Origin of the sequence: Bariatricus sp. HCP28S3_A4, assembly GCF_052066395.1 — a bacterium.
Taxonomy (GTDB): Bacteria; Bacillota; Clostridia; order Lachnospirales; family Lachnospiraceae; genus Allocoprococcus.
This window is the reverse complement of sequence record NZ_JBQHSE010000014.1, coordinates 32,566-51,093: the sequence shown is the minus strand read 5'-3', so window position 1 is coordinate 51,093 and position 18,528 is coordinate 32,566. Positions and strand designations below refer to the sequence as shown.

General features: G+C 45.6%; 18 protein-coding genes and 1 tRNA gene. 18 read left to right on the top strand and 1 reads right to left on the bottom strand.

Going from position 1 to position 18,528, the window contains the following annotated elements; all coding sequences use genetic code 11:
- Positions 1–10: 10 nt before the first annotated feature.
- Positions 11–892, bottom strand: a complete 882-nt coding sequence (gene pepI / locus ACTNBF_RS08850; RefSeq protein WP_427807548.1) for a proline iminopeptidase — start codon at positions 890–892, stop codon at positions 11–13.
- Positions 893–997: 105 nt separating this feature from the next.
- Between pepI and ACTNBF_RS08845 the strand changes: the two genes are divergently transcribed.
- The 18 genes from ACTNBF_RS08845 (at position 998) to asnS (ending at position 18,473) form a co-directional block, all read left to right on the top strand.
- Positions 998–1,234: a hypothetical protein gene (locus ACTNBF_RS08845; protein ID WP_427807546.1), complete on the top strand. Its 237-nt coding sequence runs from the start codon at positions 998–1,000 to the stop codon at positions 1,232–1,234.
- A complete protein-coding gene (locus ACTNBF_RS08840) occupies positions 1,179–2,474 on the top strand; it encodes an MATE family efflux transporter (RefSeq protein WP_441089079.1) in 1,296 nt (431 codons plus the stop codon). The genes ACTNBF_RS08845 and ACTNBF_RS08840 overlap by 56 nt, the downstream gene beginning before the upstream one ends.
- Positions 2,475–2,798: 324 nt before the next feature.
- Positions 2,799–2,869, top strand: a tRNA-Gly gene (locus tag ACTNBF_RS08835).
- Positions 2,870–2,948: 79 nt separating this feature from the next.
- The gene (locus ACTNBF_RS08830; RefSeq protein WP_427819517.1) at positions 2,949–3,836 is read left to right on the top strand and encodes a hypothetical protein; all 888 of its coding nucleotides are present in this window, start codon (positions 2,949–2,951) and stop codon (positions 3,834–3,836) included.
- Between the two features lie 5 nt (positions 3,837–3,841).
- The gene (locus ACTNBF_RS08825) at positions 3,842–4,492 is read left to right on the top strand and encodes a peptidylprolyl isomerase (protein ID WP_427819605.1); all 651 of its coding nucleotides are present in this window, start codon (positions 3,842–3,844) and stop codon (positions 4,490–4,492) included.
- 208 nt (positions 4,493–4,700) lie between these two features.
- On the top strand, positions 4,701–5,273 hold the full coding sequence (locus tag ACTNBF_RS08820; protein ID WP_441049714.1) for a tyrosine-type recombinase/integrase: 573 nt from the start codon (positions 4,701–4,703) through the stop codon (positions 5,271–5,273).
- Between the two features lie 493 nt (positions 5,274–5,766).
- Positions 5,767–6,033: a DNA repair protein gene (locus ACTNBF_RS08815; protein ID WP_427819520.1), complete on the top strand. Its 267-nt coding sequence runs from the start codon at positions 5,767–5,769 to the stop codon at positions 6,031–6,033.
- Positions 6,030–6,620: a signal peptidase I gene (gene lepB / locus ACTNBF_RS08810; RefSeq protein WP_441089078.1), complete on the top strand. Its 591-nt coding sequence runs from the start codon at positions 6,030–6,032 to the stop codon at positions 6,618–6,620. Before ACTNBF_RS08815 ends, lepB begins: the two co-directional genes overlap by 4 nt.
- A 56-nt stretch (positions 6,621–6,676) precedes the next feature.
- Positions 6,677–6,889 carry a helix-turn-helix domain-containing protein gene (locus tag ACTNBF_RS08805; protein ID WP_427819524.1) on the top strand — a complete coding sequence of 71 codons (213 nt, stop codon included), beginning with the start codon at positions 6,677–6,679 and terminating at the stop codon, positions 6,887–6,889.
- A gap of 40 nt (positions 6,890–6,929) precedes the next feature.
- Positions 6,930–11,051: a DUF7601 domain-containing protein gene (locus ACTNBF_RS08800; protein WP_441089077.1), complete on the top strand. Its 4,122-nt coding sequence runs from the start codon at positions 6,930–6,932 to the stop codon at positions 11,049–11,051.
- A 115-nt stretch (positions 11,052–11,166) separates the two neighbouring features.
- The gene (locus ACTNBF_RS08795; protein WP_441089076.1) at positions 11,167–12,570 is read left to right on the top strand and encodes a SpaH/EbpB family LPXTG-anchored major pilin; all 1,404 of its coding nucleotides are present in this window, start codon (positions 11,167–11,169) and stop codon (positions 12,568–12,570) included.
- Between the two features lie 159 nt (positions 12,571–12,729).
- Entirely contained in the window at positions 12,730–13,590 is an 861-nt protein-coding gene (locus tag ACTNBF_RS08790) for a class C sortase (RefSeq protein ID WP_441089075.1), read from the top strand.
- Positions 13,574–14,566, top strand: a complete 993-nt coding sequence (locus ACTNBF_RS08785) for a Cna B-type domain-containing protein (RefSeq protein WP_441089074.1) — start codon at positions 13,574–13,576, stop codon at positions 14,564–14,566. Before ACTNBF_RS08790 ends, ACTNBF_RS08785 begins: the two co-directional genes overlap by 17 nt.
- The gene (locus ACTNBF_RS08780; RefSeq protein ID WP_441049709.1) at positions 14,556–15,161 is read left to right on the top strand and encodes a sortase; all 606 of its coding nucleotides are present in this window, start codon (positions 14,556–14,558) and stop codon (positions 15,159–15,161) included. The genes ACTNBF_RS08785 and ACTNBF_RS08780 overlap by 11 nt, the downstream gene beginning before the upstream one ends.
- Before the next feature lie 142 nt (positions 15,162–15,303).
- A complete protein-coding gene (locus ACTNBF_RS08775; protein WP_427819533.1) occupies positions 15,304–15,756 on the top strand; it encodes a ribonuclease Z in 453 nt (150 codons plus the stop codon).
- Positions 15,749–16,651, top strand: coding sequence for a DNA/RNA non-specific endonuclease (locus tag ACTNBF_RS08770; protein WP_441025290.1), 903 nt, complete (start codon positions 15,749–15,751; stop codon positions 16,649–16,651). Before ACTNBF_RS08775 ends, ACTNBF_RS08770 begins: the two co-directional genes overlap by 8 nt.
- 96 nt (positions 16,652–16,747) lie before the next feature.
- Positions 16,748–17,002 (top strand): barstar family protein, encoded by a 255-nt coding sequence (locus tag ACTNBF_RS08765; protein ID WP_427807516.1) that lies wholly within the window; start codon positions 16,748–16,750, stop codon positions 17,000–17,002.
- 79 nt (positions 17,003–17,081) lie between these two features.
- A complete protein-coding gene (asnS, locus tag ACTNBF_RS08760) occupies positions 17,082–18,473 on the top strand; it encodes an asparagine--tRNA ligase (protein WP_427807514.1) in 1,392 nt (463 codons plus the stop codon).
- The last annotated feature ends 55 nt before the right edge of the window (positions 18,474–18,528 follow it).

Here is an 18,528-nt window from a genome sequence, read left to right as displayed (position 1 = left end):
CTCCTAAAGGTTAATCATGCTGCGCCATCCACTCACGAAGGAGCGCACAGTATTTTTTTGTGTCTTCTGCAAAGCACATATGGCGGCATCCATCGAAGAGTTCCCAACGGGAATTCGGAATGGCATCATACATGGTCTTGGCAACAAGCGGGGTGCAGAGATCGTTGGTGCCATTGATGATTAGTGCCGGTTCCTGGATATTTCCGATCTTTTCACGATATTCCCAATTTGCAAGGCTTCCTGACGGTGTAAATTCATTCGGACCCCAGCCGTACAGATAGGCCTCTTTTCCGGATTTTTTCGGACGTCGCAGACATTCCGGTGCATCTTCTGTCACCGCACCGGCGCAGTGCAGCAGCATGAACCGGTCGTTGGCTGCAAGATAATCCGGATCATCGAAATTGCCGCTTTCTTCGGCACGTGCGATTGCATCCTGATCTTCCCTGGACATGAAGCTGATCAATCGGTGCTGTTCATGTGCCCATAATTGAGAAGAAGGAAGCGTGCTGGAGAGGATGACGGATTTGATCCCATCCGGTTTGTAATCGCAGAGATATTCGATGGCAAGCATACCGCCCCATGACTGACCGAGCAGGTGAAGTTCGGTCAGACCCAGATGCTTTCTAAGTGCCATTAATTCGTTGTCCCATGTCTCGGAACACCACAATTCCGGATGACCGTCCAGATAAGAATTTCCGCATCCGAGCTGATCGTAGGAAATGATGGCGCGGCCGTCTTCCGCAAGCTCATCCAATAATTCGAAATAATTGTGTGTAGAGCCGGGGCCGCCGTGGAGTAAAAGCAGAGGCTTTTTGTTTCCGGTACATTCGCCGGCTATGCGGTAATAGGTCTGATATCCCATGAAAGGCATATAGCCTTCTGTAATTTTCATTCTTTTGTACCTCCTGAAGTTTTTCATTTTCATTCTTTTCAGACATTTGGAGCAAATTTGCTCCGGCATTGTTATTATAGCATTTGGAAAAATGCAATACAATGAATGAATCAAAAAGAATACAGAAGATGGCTACAGGGAAAGACAGAAGAAGAGAGAAGAAGGTTGCGTGATGCGGAAGGATTCGTTATACTGGGAGAGGAAGTCTTAGAGGAGAATTGTATGGAGAGGGGGAAGAAAGGTGGAAAAGTCGACATCAATGACAGAAGGAAGTATCTGGCGCCAATTGATCCGATTTGCAGTACCGTTGATTCTGGGAAATCTATTTCAGCAGCTTTATAACACGGTCGATTCTATTATCGTAGGAAATTATATAGGAAAGCATGCACTCGCGGCAGTCGGGGCCTGTGGTGCATTGATCGATCTGTTGTTGGCATTTTGTATTGGGGCATCTGTGGGTGCGGGAGTTGTGATCGCGCAGCAATATGGTGCCAAAGATGAGAGAGGAGTAGAGAAAGCTGTTCACACAACTGTTGCAATCGCAATTATTTTCGGACTTATCATGATGGCGATTGGCATATCGGCAGCTCCGATATTTCTGAACTGGATGGGAACACCAAAGGAAGTGCTGCCGCAGGCGGTGCTTTATATGCGGATTTTTTTTGGTGGAATGCTGTTTTCCGTCGTTTATAATTATGCCGCAGGAATTCTGAATGCGGTGGGAAATTCGGCAAAAGCATTGCAGTATCTGATGATTGCTGCCGGATCCAACATTGTTCTGGACTGGATTTTTGTAGTTGTATTTCATATGGGTGTAGAAGGGGTAGCACTTGCTACAGATATTGCGCAGTTTATTTCCTGTGTATGTATTCTGCAGTACTTGATGAAAAGTAAGGATCTGTATCGTTTAAAACTGAGGAGCATCCGGTTGGATAAGATTATGGCCGCCAGAATCATTCGGATCGGCATCCCGGCTGGAATTCAGAATATGGTAATTTCTTTTTCAAATGTTGTGATTCAGGCAAATGTGAACCGCTTTGGGGCGGATCTGATGGCGGCATTTGCGGCGTACATTAAGATTGACGGATTCAACATCCTTCCGGTGCTGAGCTTCGGAATGGCGGCAACAACATTTGCCGGACAGAATGTAGGGGCGAAACAGTATGACCGGGTGAAGAAAGGCGTTCTGGTATCCGTAAGCATGGGAGTCATTTACTCGCTGTGTTCGGGAACTCTGTTGTTTCTCTTCGGAGGGAACATCCTGCATATTTTTGTGGACGATCCGCATGTGGTGGAACTGGGTGTATATATTCTGCGGTTTTTCTGCCCATTCTATTTTATACTTGCGATTATGCAGATTCTGGCAGGATCCATCCGCGGAACAGGAAAAACACTGCCACCGATGTTTATTATCATTTTTTCGCTTTGCATTTACCGGATCATCTGGCTGAACGTTACAGTACCCAGATTTGGTGAGATGAAATGGATCTTTATGGCATATCCGATTTCGTGGATCATCGGGGCTTCGCTGATGGCTCTTTATGCCTGGAAGGCGAAATGGATACCTGAAGAAATTGAGTAACAGTTCAGCCATAAAGCTCGAGCCGACTGCTTCGCAGTCTTTTCCGCTGCATATGCAGCTAAGGCTCTTGCTCATGGCAGAGCGCCATATACAGATATTTAAAAGCAGTTTGCTGCAAGTAAACTTGCGCAGTCTGCTTTTAAATATCTGTATATGGCTGAACTGTTACCGAAATTGATGAATTAATAAAATAAAAGCTTGACAAAACCAGTTGCTGTCTGGTACTATATATAAGCAATCAAGAACAGCAACTGGTTAGAAAATAAAAAATGTAAAAAAATACTTGACAAAATAAAAGCTATTCGTTATAATAATAAAAGTCATGCGGGTGTAGTTCAATGGTAGAACACCAGCCTTCCAAGCTGGATACGTGGGTTCGATTCCCATCACCCGCTTTTTTGTTACCCTTTTTTGGGAAACAACAGGGATAATTTCTTTGTCGATGGAGAAAATCGGGGAATCGCCGGAAGGGAAATGCGAATGAAAAAATCAGAACGGATTAAAAAGGCATTGCAAATGGAACTTCGGGAACACAGAAGTTCTTTTATTGTTTATATGGTATTACGTGCACTGGTAATCATCTGTATGGTTCTTCAGCTCTTGAATCGGAATTATGAAAATGTGTTTCTGTGTGTACTGACACTTTTTTTGCTGGTGGTGCCGAGCCTGATCCAGCTTCAGCTTAAGATCGAGTTGCCCACAACGCTGGAGATCATCATCCTGCTGTTTATCTTTGCGGCGGAGATTTTGGGAGAAATTCAGGAATATTACATCAAAATTGCAAATTGGGATATGATCTTACATACGCTGAATGGTTTTTTGATGGCAGCGATCGGATTCTCTCTGGTGGATATCCTGAACCGGGAAGAAAAATTAAAGTTTGAGCTTTCTCCGGCCTTTATGTCAGTTGTGGCTTTTAGTTTTTCGATGACGGTCGGAGTCTTGTGGGAATTCTTTGAATATGCAATGGATTCTTTTTTCGGATTTGATATGCAGAAAGATACAATCATTTATACGATCAGTTCTGTGATGCTTGATCCAAAGGGCGGGAATGTGCCGACAACCATAAAGGGAATCACAGATGTTGCAGTGAATGGCCAGAGTCTGGGGCTTGGCGGTTATCTGGATATCGGACTTCATGATACAATGGAAGATCTGTTCGTAAATTTCATTGGTGCAGTCATTTTTGCTGTAATCGGATATTTCTATATGAAGAAGAAAGGAAAGGGAAAAGTGGCGGCACGTTTTATACCGACCTTGAAAAATCAAGAGCGCGATTTCCTCAAAATAGTGGAAGAAAGCGAAGAAGATAAGGAACCGGTGGAGATAGAAGAAACAAAAAAGGAGCAAAAGTCAGAATGAAATTGATGAAGACAAGAAAATGGATTGGTTTATTGAGTGTGGTTCTCGTGGCGGGGATCCTGACAGTAGGATGCGGTGCCAAAGAAGATGCCGCGAGCAAAGAAAAAACAGGAACTGAAGAAGCTGAAACTTCAAAAACGGAAGACAAAACTGCGATTTCCGGAAAACATCATGTAGAGATTAATGTAAAAGATTATGGAACAATCAAGGTGGAACTGGATGCAGATACGGCTCCGATTACAGTGGAGAATTTCATGACACTCGCCGAAGACGGATTTTACGATGGACTGACATTCCACAGGATTATTGATGGATTCATGATTCAGGGTGGCGATCCAAACGGAAACGGGACCGGAGGATCCGATACGAAAATCAAAGGAGAATTCGAAGGTAATGGAGTGAAGAACGATATTTCCCATGTGAGGGGAACCATTTCCATGGCGCGATCCAGTGCGAATGACAGCGCCAGTTCCCAGTTTTTTATTGTGCAGTCAGACAGCCTGTATCTGGATGGCGAGTATGCTGGATTCGGAACGGTGACAGAAGGTATGGAGATCGTGGATCAGATTTGCAAGGATACACCAGTGCAGGATGCGAACGGTACCGTTGCGGCGGAGGATCAGCCGGTGATTGAAAGCGTAAAAGTGATTGATTAGAATATTGTTGAAGAAGGAACAGAGGGTTTTGCAGCAGCAGGACGCTCTGTTTTTCTATATAAGTCTATATTTACTTTGTTAATAGATAGTTTTAGGACAGCATTCCATTTCAGATCATACATCGTGGCGGAGAAAATGGATAAAATAGAGGTATGATATTTGAAATGGATTTTGGGAGGAAGAGAAAAATGGATGGTCAGAATGTAAGGTGAAACATATCAAACAGCAGCGAGTCACGTATTGTACGGAAGAAAAAGAGTTGACCAAGGGGGAGTATCTGCGTCTTTTGCAAGCGGCTAATAATCGCCCACAGCTTCATCTTATATTGGAAACCATATGCAGTACAGGAATACGAATATCAGAACTGCGGTTTTTTACTGTAGAAGCGGCACGCGATGGAGTTGTGAATGTGAGCTGTAAAAATAAGAACAGAACCATTTTGCTTCCCGGAAAACTTCGCAGGAAGCTAATGGATTACGCAAAGAAGAAGAGAATCTTCTCGGGGGCAATCTTTATCACGCGAAATGGGAATCCGCTGAATCGAAGTAATATCTGGGCACAGATGAAATCGCTCTGTGAAGCGGCTGGTGTAGTGGCAAGCAAAGTATTTCCACATAATCTGCGGAAGCTGTTTGCACGGACTTTTTATAATATTGAGAAAGATATTGCAAAATTGGCGGATATTTTGGGGCATAGCAGCATTGATACTACCCGGATTTATATTATGACTACCAGTGGAGAGCATCGGAAGAAGATTGAACGGCTTGGGCTTGTAGTGTAGAGATAAAAAATACTACATAATTTCCATTATGTAGTAGAGTAAATTATATGATATAAATTATTGGATAAAAAACTTGAATCAGGTTATTGAAAAGTCGCCAATTATTTTGAAATGAATTTATCTTCTATAAATTCACGTATTTTTATTTGATATTTTTATACATTTGCGTATAAAATGTATATTTTGTGCCCATTTGAAAATAATTTAAAATTTTATTCCTATTTGACTTGATTTTTTATATCCTTATGATATACTTTTAAGAAACAAAATGTTTACAAAGTTAATATGTATCAATCATCAAGAATTTACTCTACTACATAATGGAAATTATGTAGTAGTTGGATACAGCATGGATGCATTTGAAACTCAGCATGAAAAGAGAGCAGTAATTTGTTTTGTGCTGTATAACGAGTATTTTGGGGAGCTGTATAGTAATTACTGCTTCCCATATTTATTGACTGAATGTCGTTAGGGTGAGGGTTGGAGGAGTCAGATGACAGATAAAGAATTGCGAAAGCTGAGTCGTGCAGAGCTTCTGGAAATGCTGATTCAGCAGATTGAACGAAATGAGGAGCTGGAAGCCGAACTGAAAAAGGTAAAAACAGAGCTTAGAAACCGGGCGATTACGATAGAGAATGCCGGTTCTCTCGCGGAGGCAGCATTACAGATCAATGGAGTTTTTGAAGCGGCTGACAGAGCTGCGAAGCAGTATTTGCGAAATGTTCAGCGTATGGCGGAGAAAGGAAGCCGTAAAGAATGAAAGAACGAATAGATTCATTTTCCGGACTCCCTTCGGTGGAACAGTTAAAAGCGGAACTCGGAAGAGAAAGGTATAAGAAGAGATTGAAACAGGTACTTAGAAGTACCATTTATTCACTGATTGTTGTGGCTGCAGTGGCCGTTCTGGTTGCGACGATCTGGATGCCGGTCCTCCAGATTTACGGGTCATCCATGACGCCGACATTGACAGAAGGAAATATCGTTGTTTCCGTAAAAGGCTCAGATTTTGAAGCGGGGGATCTGATCGCCTTTTATCTGGGAAATAAGATTCTGGTAAAACGCTGTATTGCAGGCCCCGGTCAGTGGGCGGATATTGATGAAGAAGGAAACGTTTATGTAGACGGCGAACTTCTGGATGAACCGTATTTGAAAGAAAAAGCTTATGGAGACTGCGATATTGATCTGCCGTATCAGGTACCGGATAACCGATGGTTTTGTATCGGGGATCACAGATCTACATCTGTAGATTCACGAAGTACTAGTGTGGGCTGTGTGGCAAACGAACAGATTGTCGGAAGAATCGTATTTCGCATCTGGCCGTTAACGGAATTCGGAGTACTTAATTAGTTAAGAGTTCTGAAACAAAGATCATTATGATTAATGCCAAGAGAGGAGAAAAAAGTATGAATGGTGATTTGCTTAGATTGTTGAGAAAGCAAAAAGGTATGACAATGGAAGAGACTGCGAAGACCGTAGGTATCAGCCGTCAGGCGTTGTCAAATTATGAAAGAGGGGTGAGAGAACCATCATTGAAAATCTTAATTACGCTGTCCAATTTGTATCAGGTCAGTCTGGATGAATTGGTTGGAAAAAAAGAGTTTAGGTTTGGAAAGTGATAAGGTACGAATGTTGAAATAGAGAGGATGGTGGTGACGAATGAAACAAGATGTCCTTCAAAATGCGGATCAGTATATGAAGGAGAGACGACGTAAGAAGTGGTGGCATAAGGTTGTAATAAGTCTGGCGGCAATCGTGGTGTTCTGTACTACATATGCGCTGATTTTGCCCGCTGTCACGATGGAGAAGCAGTGCGACATTCCAGAACATACTCACACCGATGCCTGCTTTCAGACGGAGGAACTGACCTGTGGGATGGAGGAGCACATTCACAGTGAAGAATGTCAGAGTACGGAGAAAGCTCCGGAGCAGGGAAATCTGAATATGGTTCTGCCTGAAGGCGCTCAGATCCCTGATGGATATGATGCAAATTATAGTTATATCGACCCTGACAACCGGTTTGGAGTTATGGTATATGCTTCTGAAGGTGCACTGCCGGACAATGCGGTGCTTACGGCAGAACTGCTGGAACAGGGAAGTGAAGCTTATGAAGCAGCACAGCAGGCTCTGACCGATACCGTATATGATGGATTTGCAGCACTGGATATCCATTTTACAGTGGATGGTGCAGAAATCGAACCTGAGAGCAGCGTCTATGTATGCATCAACGCGATGGGGCTGCTGCCGGAAGATGCGAATGCGGATACTCTGGCTGTACAGCACCATGAGCAGACAGACACAGCACATCGGATGCCGGATGAGGAAGCGTCGCCCGCCCCGGTAGCCGGTGCGGTGACGGTAGAGACGGTAGCGGACGCCGCCCAGGAGATCGGGCAGGTGGAAGCATTGGACAACGGTACGGAGACTACAGCAGATGTTGCCGCTGCCTTTGAAGTGAAAAGCTTCTCAACCTTTACGGTGACATGGCAGGATAGCTATAAACTAATCCTTCACTACGTGGACACTAACGAGAATAGCATATTGGAAGGGAATAGCGAAACCGCGCTTGCTACATATTCTGAGTTGGAAAGTGTCACTCTGAGCCAATATGCCAATCGCATCAATCATTCCGGCTATGCTTATGAATCTGCTTATGTGCATCTCAATGGCAGTAAGACAACAATTGCCAAGGTCAGATATAACAAGACAACAAATAATTGGGAATACGCTGAGAATGAGGATTATTGGACAATATGGATGGACGGAGCAAACCATACAGCGGAGGTTTATCTTTCCTATACAGCCGTGAATGGAAACACGATTGTCCCGCCGGAAAACAATATTTATCCGATAGACGCCTTTAACACGTATAATGGCAACACCAATGTTATCCTGCTCAATCCGAGACTGAAATCGCCTGCTCAGGAGATTACGGTTACCAATATCGTCAACATCGGGAAATTCTTTGGAACTGATAAGTTCAATTATGATGATTGGAACGCATACCGAATCGAACGTCGGAATGGCAGGTATCAGGTAATCCAAGCGGGAGCGGCTTCTCCCAATACGGGCGTGCAAAATCAAGAAGCTTATCTCCTGCTGGTCAAGAAAACCTATGCTGAACAGGTTGGTTTGTATGATCCGAATGCAGATTGGCCGTTGCCACATACTGATACGCAATTAGATGGGGGTGGCGATACGGTACAAATAAATTGGGTGTCTGGGGCTGACGTCAACCAAGAACAAATTAGTACCGAAAAACCATTGGCCTATTTTACCTTCTCTCCCAAGAATAACACCGCCACTGCGGCGGCAAGAGCGGACGATGTAGCTGCTGTAGAAGATTCTGCGATCAAATTCCAGCTCTTTGACTACAGCACAAAGATCAACCGACCCAATGGTAGCGGCGATGGTGATAGTTGGCGGTCGATCACGCCATATTTTCAGTTCCGCGGCCAACAGGAAAGCAACGGCAATCTTCAAAACGGAGACAGAGACAACCGTTATGATGAGGATGGGTTCACTGTAAATCACGCGACAGTGGAGCGGACGTTGACAGACAACTATCCTGTCCTCGATCCGAATCGGAATGCGCTGGGTAGAGCAAAATCACCAGAAGTTACGAATGATAATCTCCGTCGGTCGGATCGTAGCCTAAAATATCTGTTCAGCAGTGGCGACGGTGCGGTCACGGCTTACAATCCTACCAATACCATCTTGCAAAAAAGCGGAACCCATTACTATTACAACAGCGCTTACAATGCTGTGGACTATGACATTCATAGCAGTATGTTCCGTGTCCGTAATTATGTGGAGCGCAACGGCTCCACATCCACTTATGGAAGTGCACAGAAATACTATGATTTCCTGCCATTCAACTACACCGATGGTCAGGTGGTTGGGACATACCTCGACGATGCGCGCGCTTACAATCTGGAATCCGCCGATGTGAACTACTGGTTCGGTATGCGGATGGACGTGGATTTCTATCAGAGCAGAGACGGAAAACTGAATGGCGAAGAAATGGTATTCCACTTCTCCGGTGATGATGATGTCTGGGTGTTTGTCGACGATGTTCTTGTTCTCGATTTGGGTGGTACCCACGGTACGGTTACTGGCTCTATCAACTTTGCTACGGGAGAGATTAAGCAGTACCTGGATTGGAACGGTGTTGTTGGAACGGAGGGTGTAACCTCTTTCTCGACAACAATCAAAAACTGCTATGAAGAAGCAGGGAAAAATCCAACTGGCGGTTGGAACGGCAATATCTTCGCTGACTACACCAAGCACAAGCTGAGCTTCTTCTATATGGAGCGCGGCTGCGCGGTTGCCAACTGTTCCATTGATTTCAACCTTCCAATCCTGCCGGAAAAGTCACTGCAGGTGGCCAAGACGCTGACAGCGAATGCGGATGCAGACACCGATGTGGTCAAGCATCTGGAAAACACTATGGAGTACAAGTTCCGGGTAGTCAAGGCAGATGCACAAGGAAAACCCACCGATCAGCTGTTGATCAAAGCTGGTGATTCCTACACCCTCTCCGGTGCGGGCCTGACGGCGAATGAGACGCGAATGGTGGGCGAAGACGGCTATTTCACCCTGAAAGCCGGACAGATGGCAGAGTTCACCAATATGCTTGCCCGGTTTGGCCAAAACGAAAGCGTCAAAAAGTATGTGGTTCAGGAGGTTCTGCCTACCGGCCTGACCGGCCAGTATCAAGAGGTGGTCTACAGCGTCGGCAGCGATACAGGCACCTGCACAAATGATACCACTACAGTGGAGACAGACTTCATCGGCTACAATAGTCCACAACTGGATGCGGATGCTGGCAATCTGGTCAACTATACCAACAAGGTGGACACAGAAAAGCTCAGCACTCTGGCAATCACCAAAACCCAGGTGGGTAGCTCTCTCAACGGCGAACCGGAATACTATTATATGAAGGTACTGCTTGGGCCGGACGCGGATAGCCTGGTACCGATCTCAGTTGGAACCACCTACTTTGTTGGGGAGGAAACCCGGTCTGTGGAACAGGCGGGCATCATAAAGATTGCCGCCGGAGAGACAGCCCAGGTAAAGCTGCTGGCCGGTACCTACTATAATGTAGAAGAAGTAGCCGACGGGAACGGAACCCCGCTGACCGGCAATGAAGGGTACACCCCCGTTTACTCCAATGCCAGCGGAACTGTTACGGATGTTGGCACCACGGTCAATATTAGCGTCACCAACACATTTTCCACCGGAGGTCTCGCACTGACCAAGATCGTCAACAACACCGCAGGTGGAAGTACAGATGGTGAGTTTGCGTTTGAGCTTAAGTTCCAAGTGGGAGAAAACTGGAAAGCTACGGACTACACGGCAGCCTATACAACCACAAATTCCGGCCAGACCCACACGGGCAATACGCTGTCATTTGCAAAACAAGATAATTATGCGGTTGCTACTGTAAAGCTTTATCACGATGAGACGGTTACTATCACAGGACTTCCGGTTGGCGCGCAAGTGTCGATCAAAGAAACCAATGCCGACGGTTATTCCGTAGGGTGGGTAGTAAATGGTCAAAACTCCTATGATAAGAGTGTAACCTGTTCCATCACAAGTGGCAATGATAGTATAGCCACTGTAACTTGTACCAACACCATGGGCTATGAGTTACCTCAAACCGGTGGGGCAGGTACTGTACCGTATACCACGGGAGGCTTCCTGCTGCTTATAGGCGCAGCATTCCTCTTGTTGTATATACATATTTCGCGCAGAAAGGATGATTCTGAATTTTTCTAATGCGTAGTAACATGTTGATTTATCAAAATAAAATTTATTAATGAAAGGAATGAAAACAATGAAACATGCGAAAAAACTTGTCAGCCTCCTGCTAACACTGGTCATGCTCTTCGCCATGGGCACTACGGCGTTTGCCGAAGGTGAAACCGGTAGCATTACCATCAAAGATGCTGTTAAGGATCAGACCTATACCATTTATCAGATTCTTGATCTGGAAAGCTACAATGCTTCCGCAAATGCCTATGCCTATAAGGCAACGACCGCATGGAACACCTTTATCAACAGTGATGCCATCAAGAACACCTATGTGGAGGTTGACGCCCAGGGCTATGTGACTTGGAAAGAAAATGCGGACGCAGCCGCCTTTGCCAAGGCTGCCCAGAAGTATGCCAAGGACAACAGCATTACCAATCAGGGCAGTGTGACAGCCACTACTACCACTGTATCCTTCACCAACCTGGATCTGGGTTACTACCTGGTGGACACCACCCTGGGTACTCTGTGCTCTCTGGACACTACTAATCCCTCTGTTGAGATGCATGAGAAGAATGAAGTCCCCGTACCTGAGAAGACCGTTAATGAAGATTCCACTGGCAACTATGGTGACAGCAATACCGCCCAGATCGGTGACACTGTGGAGTTCGAGATTGTCATTCACGCCAAGAAGGGTGCACAGAACTATGTACTGCACGACCAGATGGAAGAAGGTCTGACACTGGACCAGAATAGCATTGTTGTCAATGCTAACGATATTGAACTGATAAAAGATAAAGACTACACCGTAGCGTTCGATGTTCGTTGCAAGGATAAAAACGGTGACGATGCAATTTGTGACTTCGAGATCACCTTCACCGATGCTTATCTGTCTACCATTACTGCCGACACTGACATCGTTGTTACTTACTCTGCGGTTCTGAATGAGAATGCCGAGATCGCTGGTGATACCAATGACAACGATACCAAACTGGACTACGGCGACGACAGCTATTCTGAGTGGGATACAACTACTACGAAGACGTTCAAGTTTGACATCATCAAAACCGACAGCAACAAGAAGGTTCTGGACGGTGCCAAGTTCGAGTTGTATGACGCTCAGACCGGAGGCCACAAGATTGATCTGGTCAAAGTATCTGATGGTGTTTACCGCGTTGCTACTGCTGATGAGAAGAACGACAAAGATTTCAAATCTGCTGTCATTGAAGCAGGCAGAGCAACAGTCAAGGGTCTGGATGCCAACACGACATACTGGCTTGAAGAAATCGAAGCTCCGGCCGGATACAACAAGCTTTCAGGGCGTGTAAAAGTTGAAATTAAGAACGACAATCTGATCACAACTATGGATGAGAATGAAGATACCTGGCAAGAGAACGACGGCGGTGTACATATCATCAACAAAACCGGAGCCGAACTCCCGTCCACCGGTGGAATGGGTACCACAATTTTCTACATTATCGGTTCCGTTCTTGTTCTTGCAGCTGTTGTGCTCCTGATCGTGAGAAAACGCATGAGTGACAGATAGGGAAGAAGACCTAAGAAAGAAATTCAGAAATTATCTAGAAAGAAGACAAGACTCTCACCTCGCAGCAAGTACGCCGAGGTGTACTGGAAAATAAAAAAACATAACATTGTGAAGGCCGGGGGTGATTTCCCCGGCTCACAGTGGTAAGGAGAATCCTGCATGAAGAAGAAAAAAAGCAATTATTTTATAACCGTTATCCTGATTCTGACGCTTCTTGCAGGTTTGTCCTTACTGCTGTATCCTTCGGTAAGCGATTACTGGAATTCCTTTCACCAAAGTCAGGCGATTTCACAGTATTCTGAGAAGGTGAAGAATCTGGACAAGGAAATGCGTAAAAAGATGTGGGAAGATGCCCAGAGTTATAATCAGCGTATGAAGGGGCAGAACAAAGACTACACGCTATCTGAGGAAGAAAAGGCAGAATACGAGAGTATGCTGAATGTAGATTCGAATGGAATTATGGGTTACGTAGAGATTCCGAAGATAAATTGCTCCCTTCCGATTTATCATGGCACGACTGCATCCGTTCTACAGACCGCAATCGGCCATCTGGAATGGACGAGTCTTCCGGTGGGAGGGGAAAGTACCCATTGCGTGCTGTCCGGACACAGAGGACTGCCGAGCGCGAAGCTGTTTACCAACCTGGATAAGCTGAATGAAGGAGACATTTTCATGCTCCGGGTGATGGATGAGGTCCTGACATATGAAGTGGATCAGATCCTGATCGTGGAACCACAGCAGGTCGAAGCGCTCCGCATTGTGGAAGGACAGGACTACTGCACACTTGTTACCTGCACTCCGTATGGAATCAATACCCACCGTCTGTTGGTGCGGGGGCATCGAATTGAAAATGTAAAAGAAGCAAATAAAGCCCGTGTGGCGGCGGATGCAATACAGATTGAGCCGCTGATCGTGGCACCTGCTATAGCAACCCCGATGTTGCTTTTGCTTTTAGTGATCCTGCTGCTCCCGAGGCAGCGCAAGAAAAATCATGGAGGTGACGATGATGAAGATTTCTAAACGTCTGACGGCCGTTCTGCTTAGTTTGCTGGCGGCGTGTATGATCCTGCCGATGAGCGTACTGGCGGCGGGAAGTATTGAACTGAATAAGGATGTGAGCCTGACCATTTCCTATCGGGATGGCGATACGCCGTTGGCCGGTGCGGAGTTTGACATTTATCTGGTGGCCACGGTAGATGAGTACGGAGAACTGACAACTACAGAGACATTTCAACAGTTCAATGTAGATATCCGCGGAAAGAACGATGAGGCCTGGAGGGAACTGGCAGCGACGCTGGAAGGATATGTTCTCCGGGATCAGATTCCGCCGACTGACAGTGGGGAGACGGATGAAAATGGACTGGTTACATTTCCGAACACACAGGAAAAACTGACACCGGGCTTATATCTGGTGATCAGCCGGCGCCATACACAGGACGGATACTATTATGACGCGTCCCCGTTTATGGTGATGCTGCCGAGTCTGGATAAGGAAAATAACACCTGGATCTATGATGTAACGGCCAACGCCAAACATGATTCGGAGCCGGTTCCGGAAGAGCCGAAGACGATAACCCGTAAAGTATTGAAGGTATGGAAGGATGAAGGGCATGAGAAGGAGCGTCCGAAGGAGATTGAAGTGCAGCTTCTGAAGGATGGAGAAGTATTTGATACCGTAACGCTGAGTGCTGCAAATGACTGGCGGTATACATGGGATGAGCTGGATGAGAGCTTTAAGTGGACTGTAGCGGAAAAGGAACTGGAGGATTATACGGTTTTGGTGACCCGGGAAGGCACCACATTTGTGGTGACGAATACGTATGATGAAGGTACCCCTGAAAATCCGGCACAACCAGAAAATCCAGGTAAACCGGGAAATCCTGCGCTCCCGCAGACAGGACAGCTCTGGTGGCCGGTTCCGATACTTGTGGCCGGAGGCTTGCTCCTTATAGTAATCGGAGTGCTGCGTCGGAGAGGAAATACACATGAAAAATAAAGGGAGAATTTGGATCCTGTCAGGGCTGTTGCTGATTGCGGCAGCCTTTTTCCTTACAGGCTATAATATTTATGATGAATATCGGGCAAAGTGTTCTGCCCGTCAGGCATTGGATGAAATCCGGATAGAGGAGCAGGATGAGGAGGAACAGGAAGACGAACCGGAAATACCGGATTATATTTTGAATCCGGATATGGAGATGCCGATGCAGCGGATTGATGGCGTGGAGTATATCGGGGTTCTTCAGATTCCGTCTTTGAATCTGGAACTTCCGGTCGTCAGCAGCCTAAGCCCCCTGAATCTGAAGATTGCACCTTGCCGTTATGAAGGCTCTGCGTATAAGGATGATCTGATTATTGCCGCACACAATTACGTTTCTTTCTTTGGAAATCTGAGTAAATTGCAGGTTGGAGATCCTGTTATTTTCAAAGATGTAGATGGAAATGAATTTGTATATGAAGTGGCAGAGCTGGAAGTACTTCAGGCTGCGGCTGTGGAAGAGATGAGGAGTGGAGACTGGGATCTGACACTCTTTACCTGTACATTAAGTGGGCAGAGCAGGACGACGATACGGTGCTTGAGGATGAATATATAGAATGCCTGCTAATTATAAGAAGGATTAGGGCAGGACAATAATACGGGTGTTGAAATCCGTTACAGGATATGTTAGACTTCCAACAAGACACTTTTTCAGTATATCATAGGTAACCAGCAGAAAAGGGGAGAATATAAGGTTTATGATAGTAATTCTATGTATTGACGATGCCGGAGGCATGATGTTCAACAAGCGCAGACAGAGTCGCGATAAAGTGGTAACGGGAGACATCCGTAAGATCTGCGGAGACGGAAAACTTTGGATTCATCCATTTTCGGAAAAATTATTTGCATCGGCAGGAGAACTGAGAGACAGAGAGGAAGCCGGTGATATGCAGATCATAAGCTCAGAACAGTTTCTGGAGATGGCACAGGAGGGAGAATACTGTTTTGTAGAAAATGCAGAACTGAAGCCATACGTTTCCAGAATTGAAAAACTGATCGTATATCATTGGAATCGGAGATATCCGGCGGATCAGTATCTGGACTTATGTCTTGAGGAGTGGGAAAAAGTAGAAAGTGTGGATATGAGGGGCAATTCACATGAAAAGATCACGAAAGAGATTTACATAAGGGGAGAAAAACAGAATGATTAAAAGAAATAGAATCATTGCTATTGCACTTTGCATTCTTCTTGCATTTCCGCTGGCGGGATGTGAGGAGGCGGGAATTTTTGCGGAAGAAAATGCGCAGATGTGGGAGAATTCCGGTGCAAGCTCGGTCGCGCAGGTTCAGGAATATGACGGAGAACCTTATGTGGTCATCAACGATGATGAGCCGGATTTTACAGAGGATGAGCTGCAGCCGGAGGCATATGAATCTTACAGTGAGCTGGACGGATTGGGAAGATGCGGGGTGGCAGAGGCTGTGATCGGCGAAGAACTGATGCCCACGGAGAAAAGGGGAAATATCGGTCAGGTGAAACCGTCCGGCTGGCAGACGGTGAAATACGATAATGTGGATGGAAAATATTTGTACAACCGCTGTCATTTGATTGGATATCAGCTTACGGCGGAGAACGCAAATGAAGAAAATCTGATTACAGGAACACGCTATATGAATGTGGAAGGGATGCTTCCGTTTGAGAATATGGTGGCGGATTATATCCGTGAGACAGGGAACCATGTGATGTATCGTGTGACACCGGTTTTCGAGGGGGATAATCTGGTTGCGTCCGGTGTGCAGATGGAAGCCAAGTCTGTGGAAGATGACGGAGAAGAGATCTGTTATAACGTATATGTGTACAACGTTCAGCCGGGAATTGAAGTGGATTATGCCACAGGCGACAGTCGGGAAGCTGAGGATACGAAAGAAACAGTAAATTCTGATCGGAAAAATAATTATATTCTTAACACAAACACGAAAAAATTTCACTTTTCTTCTTGCGGGGGAGCAGAAGAGATCAAGAAAGAAAATAAAGAGGAGTATACCGGAACCCGTACGGAGCTGATTGCGCAGGGATATGAGCCTTGTGGAAGATGCAAGCCGTAGAGAAACGTGTATATTTCCGATAAAACTGCAAATCCTAGAATTGATTCCGGAATAGGGAAACCAGAATCTAGAAAACTGGAAAAGGAGGATTTGCAGATGAAGTCAGTCATTTTGAATGGGTTATATATGGAGGAGCCGGAGAAAGCACATCAGTACATCAAGGAGAAACTGGATCTTCCGGACCGGTATGAGAATAACCTGGATACGCTGCAGGACTGCCTGAATGATATGCAGAATACGCATATAGAAGTATTTCACAGCACGGGACGCAGCGAATATTTTCAGGAGATCATGCAGGTGTTCCGGGATGCCGGACGGGAGAATGATGATATCATCATAACTTTGGAGTAGACGAAATAACCCTTTCAAAATATCGAGAATAATGTTATACTTAAAAATAATGTAATGATATGGACGGAGGGTTTTACCAATGAATTTAATAACGATTAAAGAACTATACAAATCCCGGGAAGAATACTTGGACAAGGAAGTCACGATCGGTGGCTGGGTTCGCAGTGTGCGCGGATCCAAATCTTTCGGATTTATCGTTGTAAATGATGGATCATTCTTTGAAACGCTGCAGGTGGTTTATCACGATGCAATGCCGAACTTTGCAGAGATTTCCAAGTTGAATGTAGGGGCAGCCATTATTGTAAGGGGAACACTGGTGGCAACTCCGGAAGCAAAGCAGCCTTTTGAGATTCAGGCGGAAGAGATTGAGATTGAAGGAGCATCTGCTCCGGATTATCCGCTTCAGAAGAAACGCCATAGTTTCGAATATTTGAGAACAATTTCACATTTGCGCCCGAGAACGAATACATTCCAGGCTGTATTCCGTGTTCGTTCCCTGACCGCGTATGCGATCCACAAATTCTTCCAGGAAAGAGGATTTGTGTATGTGCATACACCGCTGATCACCGGAAGTGATTGTGAGGGAGCGGGAGAGATGTTCCGCGTTACCACACTGGATCTGGAGAATCTGCCGAAGAATCCGGACGGAACTGTAGATTACACAAAGGATTTCTTTAATAAGGAAACCAATCTGACGGTAAGCGGACAGCTGAACGGAGAGACATTTGCACAGGCGTTCCGGAATATTTATACCTTCGGGCCTACGTTCCGTGCAGAGAATTCCAATACAACCCGCCATGCGGCTGAGTTCTGGATGATCGAACCGGAGATCGCATTTGCGGATCTGGATGATGACATGATACTTGCAGAGAGCATGCTGAAATATATTATTCGTTACGTGATGGAAAATGCACCGGAAGAGATGAATTTCTTCAATTCATTTGTGGACAAGGGGCTTCTGGAGCGGCTGAATAATGTGGTTAATTCTGAGTTTGCCCGTGTGACTTACACCGAAGCAATTGAGATTCTGGAAAAGAATAATGAGAATTTTGAATATAAGGTATCCTGGGGAACAGATCTTCAGACCGAGCATGAGCGGTATCTGACAGAACAGGTATTCAAGCGCCCGGTATTTGTGACAGATTATCCGAAGGAGATCAAAGCATTCTATATGAAGATGAACGATGATAACAAGACGGTTGCAGCTGTGGACTGTCTGGTTCCGGGAATCGGTGAGATCATCGGAGGAAGTCAGAGGGAGGATGACTACGACAAGCTTCTTGCCCGTATGAAGGAACTGAACCTGAAAACGGAAGATTATCAGTTCTATCTGGATTTGAGAAAATATGGTTCCACAAGACATGCAGGATTTGGTCTGGGATTCGAGAGATGCATCATGTATCTCACCGGTATGTCCAATATTCGCGATGTGATTCCGTTCCCGAGAACGGTTAATAACTGTGAACTTTAGAAAGTGAGAAAACGCCGCAGATGGAGGCTTAAGAGGCGCCAGCTGCGGCGATGTT

Bases quoted from the DNA above. Each gene is read 5' to 3' on its own strand.
- pepI (WP_427807548.1), bottom strand. From the start codon at position 892: ATGAAAATTACAGAAGGCTATATGCCTTTCATGGGATATCAGACCTAT.
- ACTNBF_RS08845 (WP_427807546.1), top strand. From the start codon at position 998: ATGAATCAAAAAGAATACAGAAGATGGCTACAGGGAAAGACAGAAGAA.
- ACTNBF_RS08830 (WP_427819517.1), top strand. From the start codon at position 2,949: ATGCGAATGAAAAAATCAGAACGGATTAAAAAGGCATTGCAAATGGAA.
- ACTNBF_RS08825 (WP_427819605.1), top strand. From the start codon at position 3,842: ATGAAGACAAGAAAATGGATTGGTTTATTGAGTGTGGTTCTCGTGGCG.
- ACTNBF_RS08815 (WP_427819520.1), top strand. From the start codon at position 5,767: ATGACAGATAAAGAATTGCGAAAGCTGAGTCGTGCAGAGCTTCTGGAA.
- lepB (WP_441089078.1), top strand. From the start codon at position 6,030: ATGAAAGAACGAATAGATTCATTTTCCGGACTCCCTTCGGTGGAACAG.
- ACTNBF_RS08805 (WP_427819524.1), top strand. From the start codon at position 6,677: ATGAATGGTGATTTGCTTAGATTGTTGAGAAAGCAAAAAGGTATGACA.
- ACTNBF_RS08800 (WP_441089077.1), top strand. From the start codon at position 6,930: ATGAAACAAGATGTCCTTCAAAATGCGGATCAGTATATGAAGGAGAGA.
- ACTNBF_RS08795 (WP_441089076.1), top strand. From the start codon at position 11,167: ATGGGCACTACGGCGTTTGCCGAAGGTGAAACCGGTAGCATTACCATC.
- ACTNBF_RS08790 (WP_441089075.1), top strand. From the start codon at position 12,730: ATGAAGAAGAAAAAAAGCAATTATTTTATAACCGTTATCCTGATTCTG.
- ACTNBF_RS08785 (WP_441089074.1), top strand. From the start codon at position 13,574: ATGATGAAGATTTCTAAACGTCTGACGGCCGTTCTGCTTAGTTTGCTG.
- ACTNBF_RS08780 (WP_441049709.1), top strand. From the start codon at position 14,556: ATGAAAAATAAAGGGAGAATTTGGATCCTGTCAGGGCTGTTGCTGATT.
- ACTNBF_RS08775 (WP_427819533.1), top strand. From the start codon at position 15,304: ATGATAGTAATTCTATGTATTGACGATGCCGGAGGCATGATGTTCAAC.
- ACTNBF_RS08770 (WP_441025290.1), top strand. From the start codon at position 15,749: ATGATTAAAAGAAATAGAATCATTGCTATTGCACTTTGCATTCTTCTT.
- ACTNBF_RS08765 (WP_427807516.1), top strand. From the start codon at position 16,748: ATGAAGTCAGTCATTTTGAATGGGTTATATATGGAGGAGCCGGAGAAA.
- asnS (WP_427807514.1), top strand. From the start codon at position 17,082: ATGAATTTAATAACGATTAAAGAACTATACAAATCCCGGGAAGAATAC.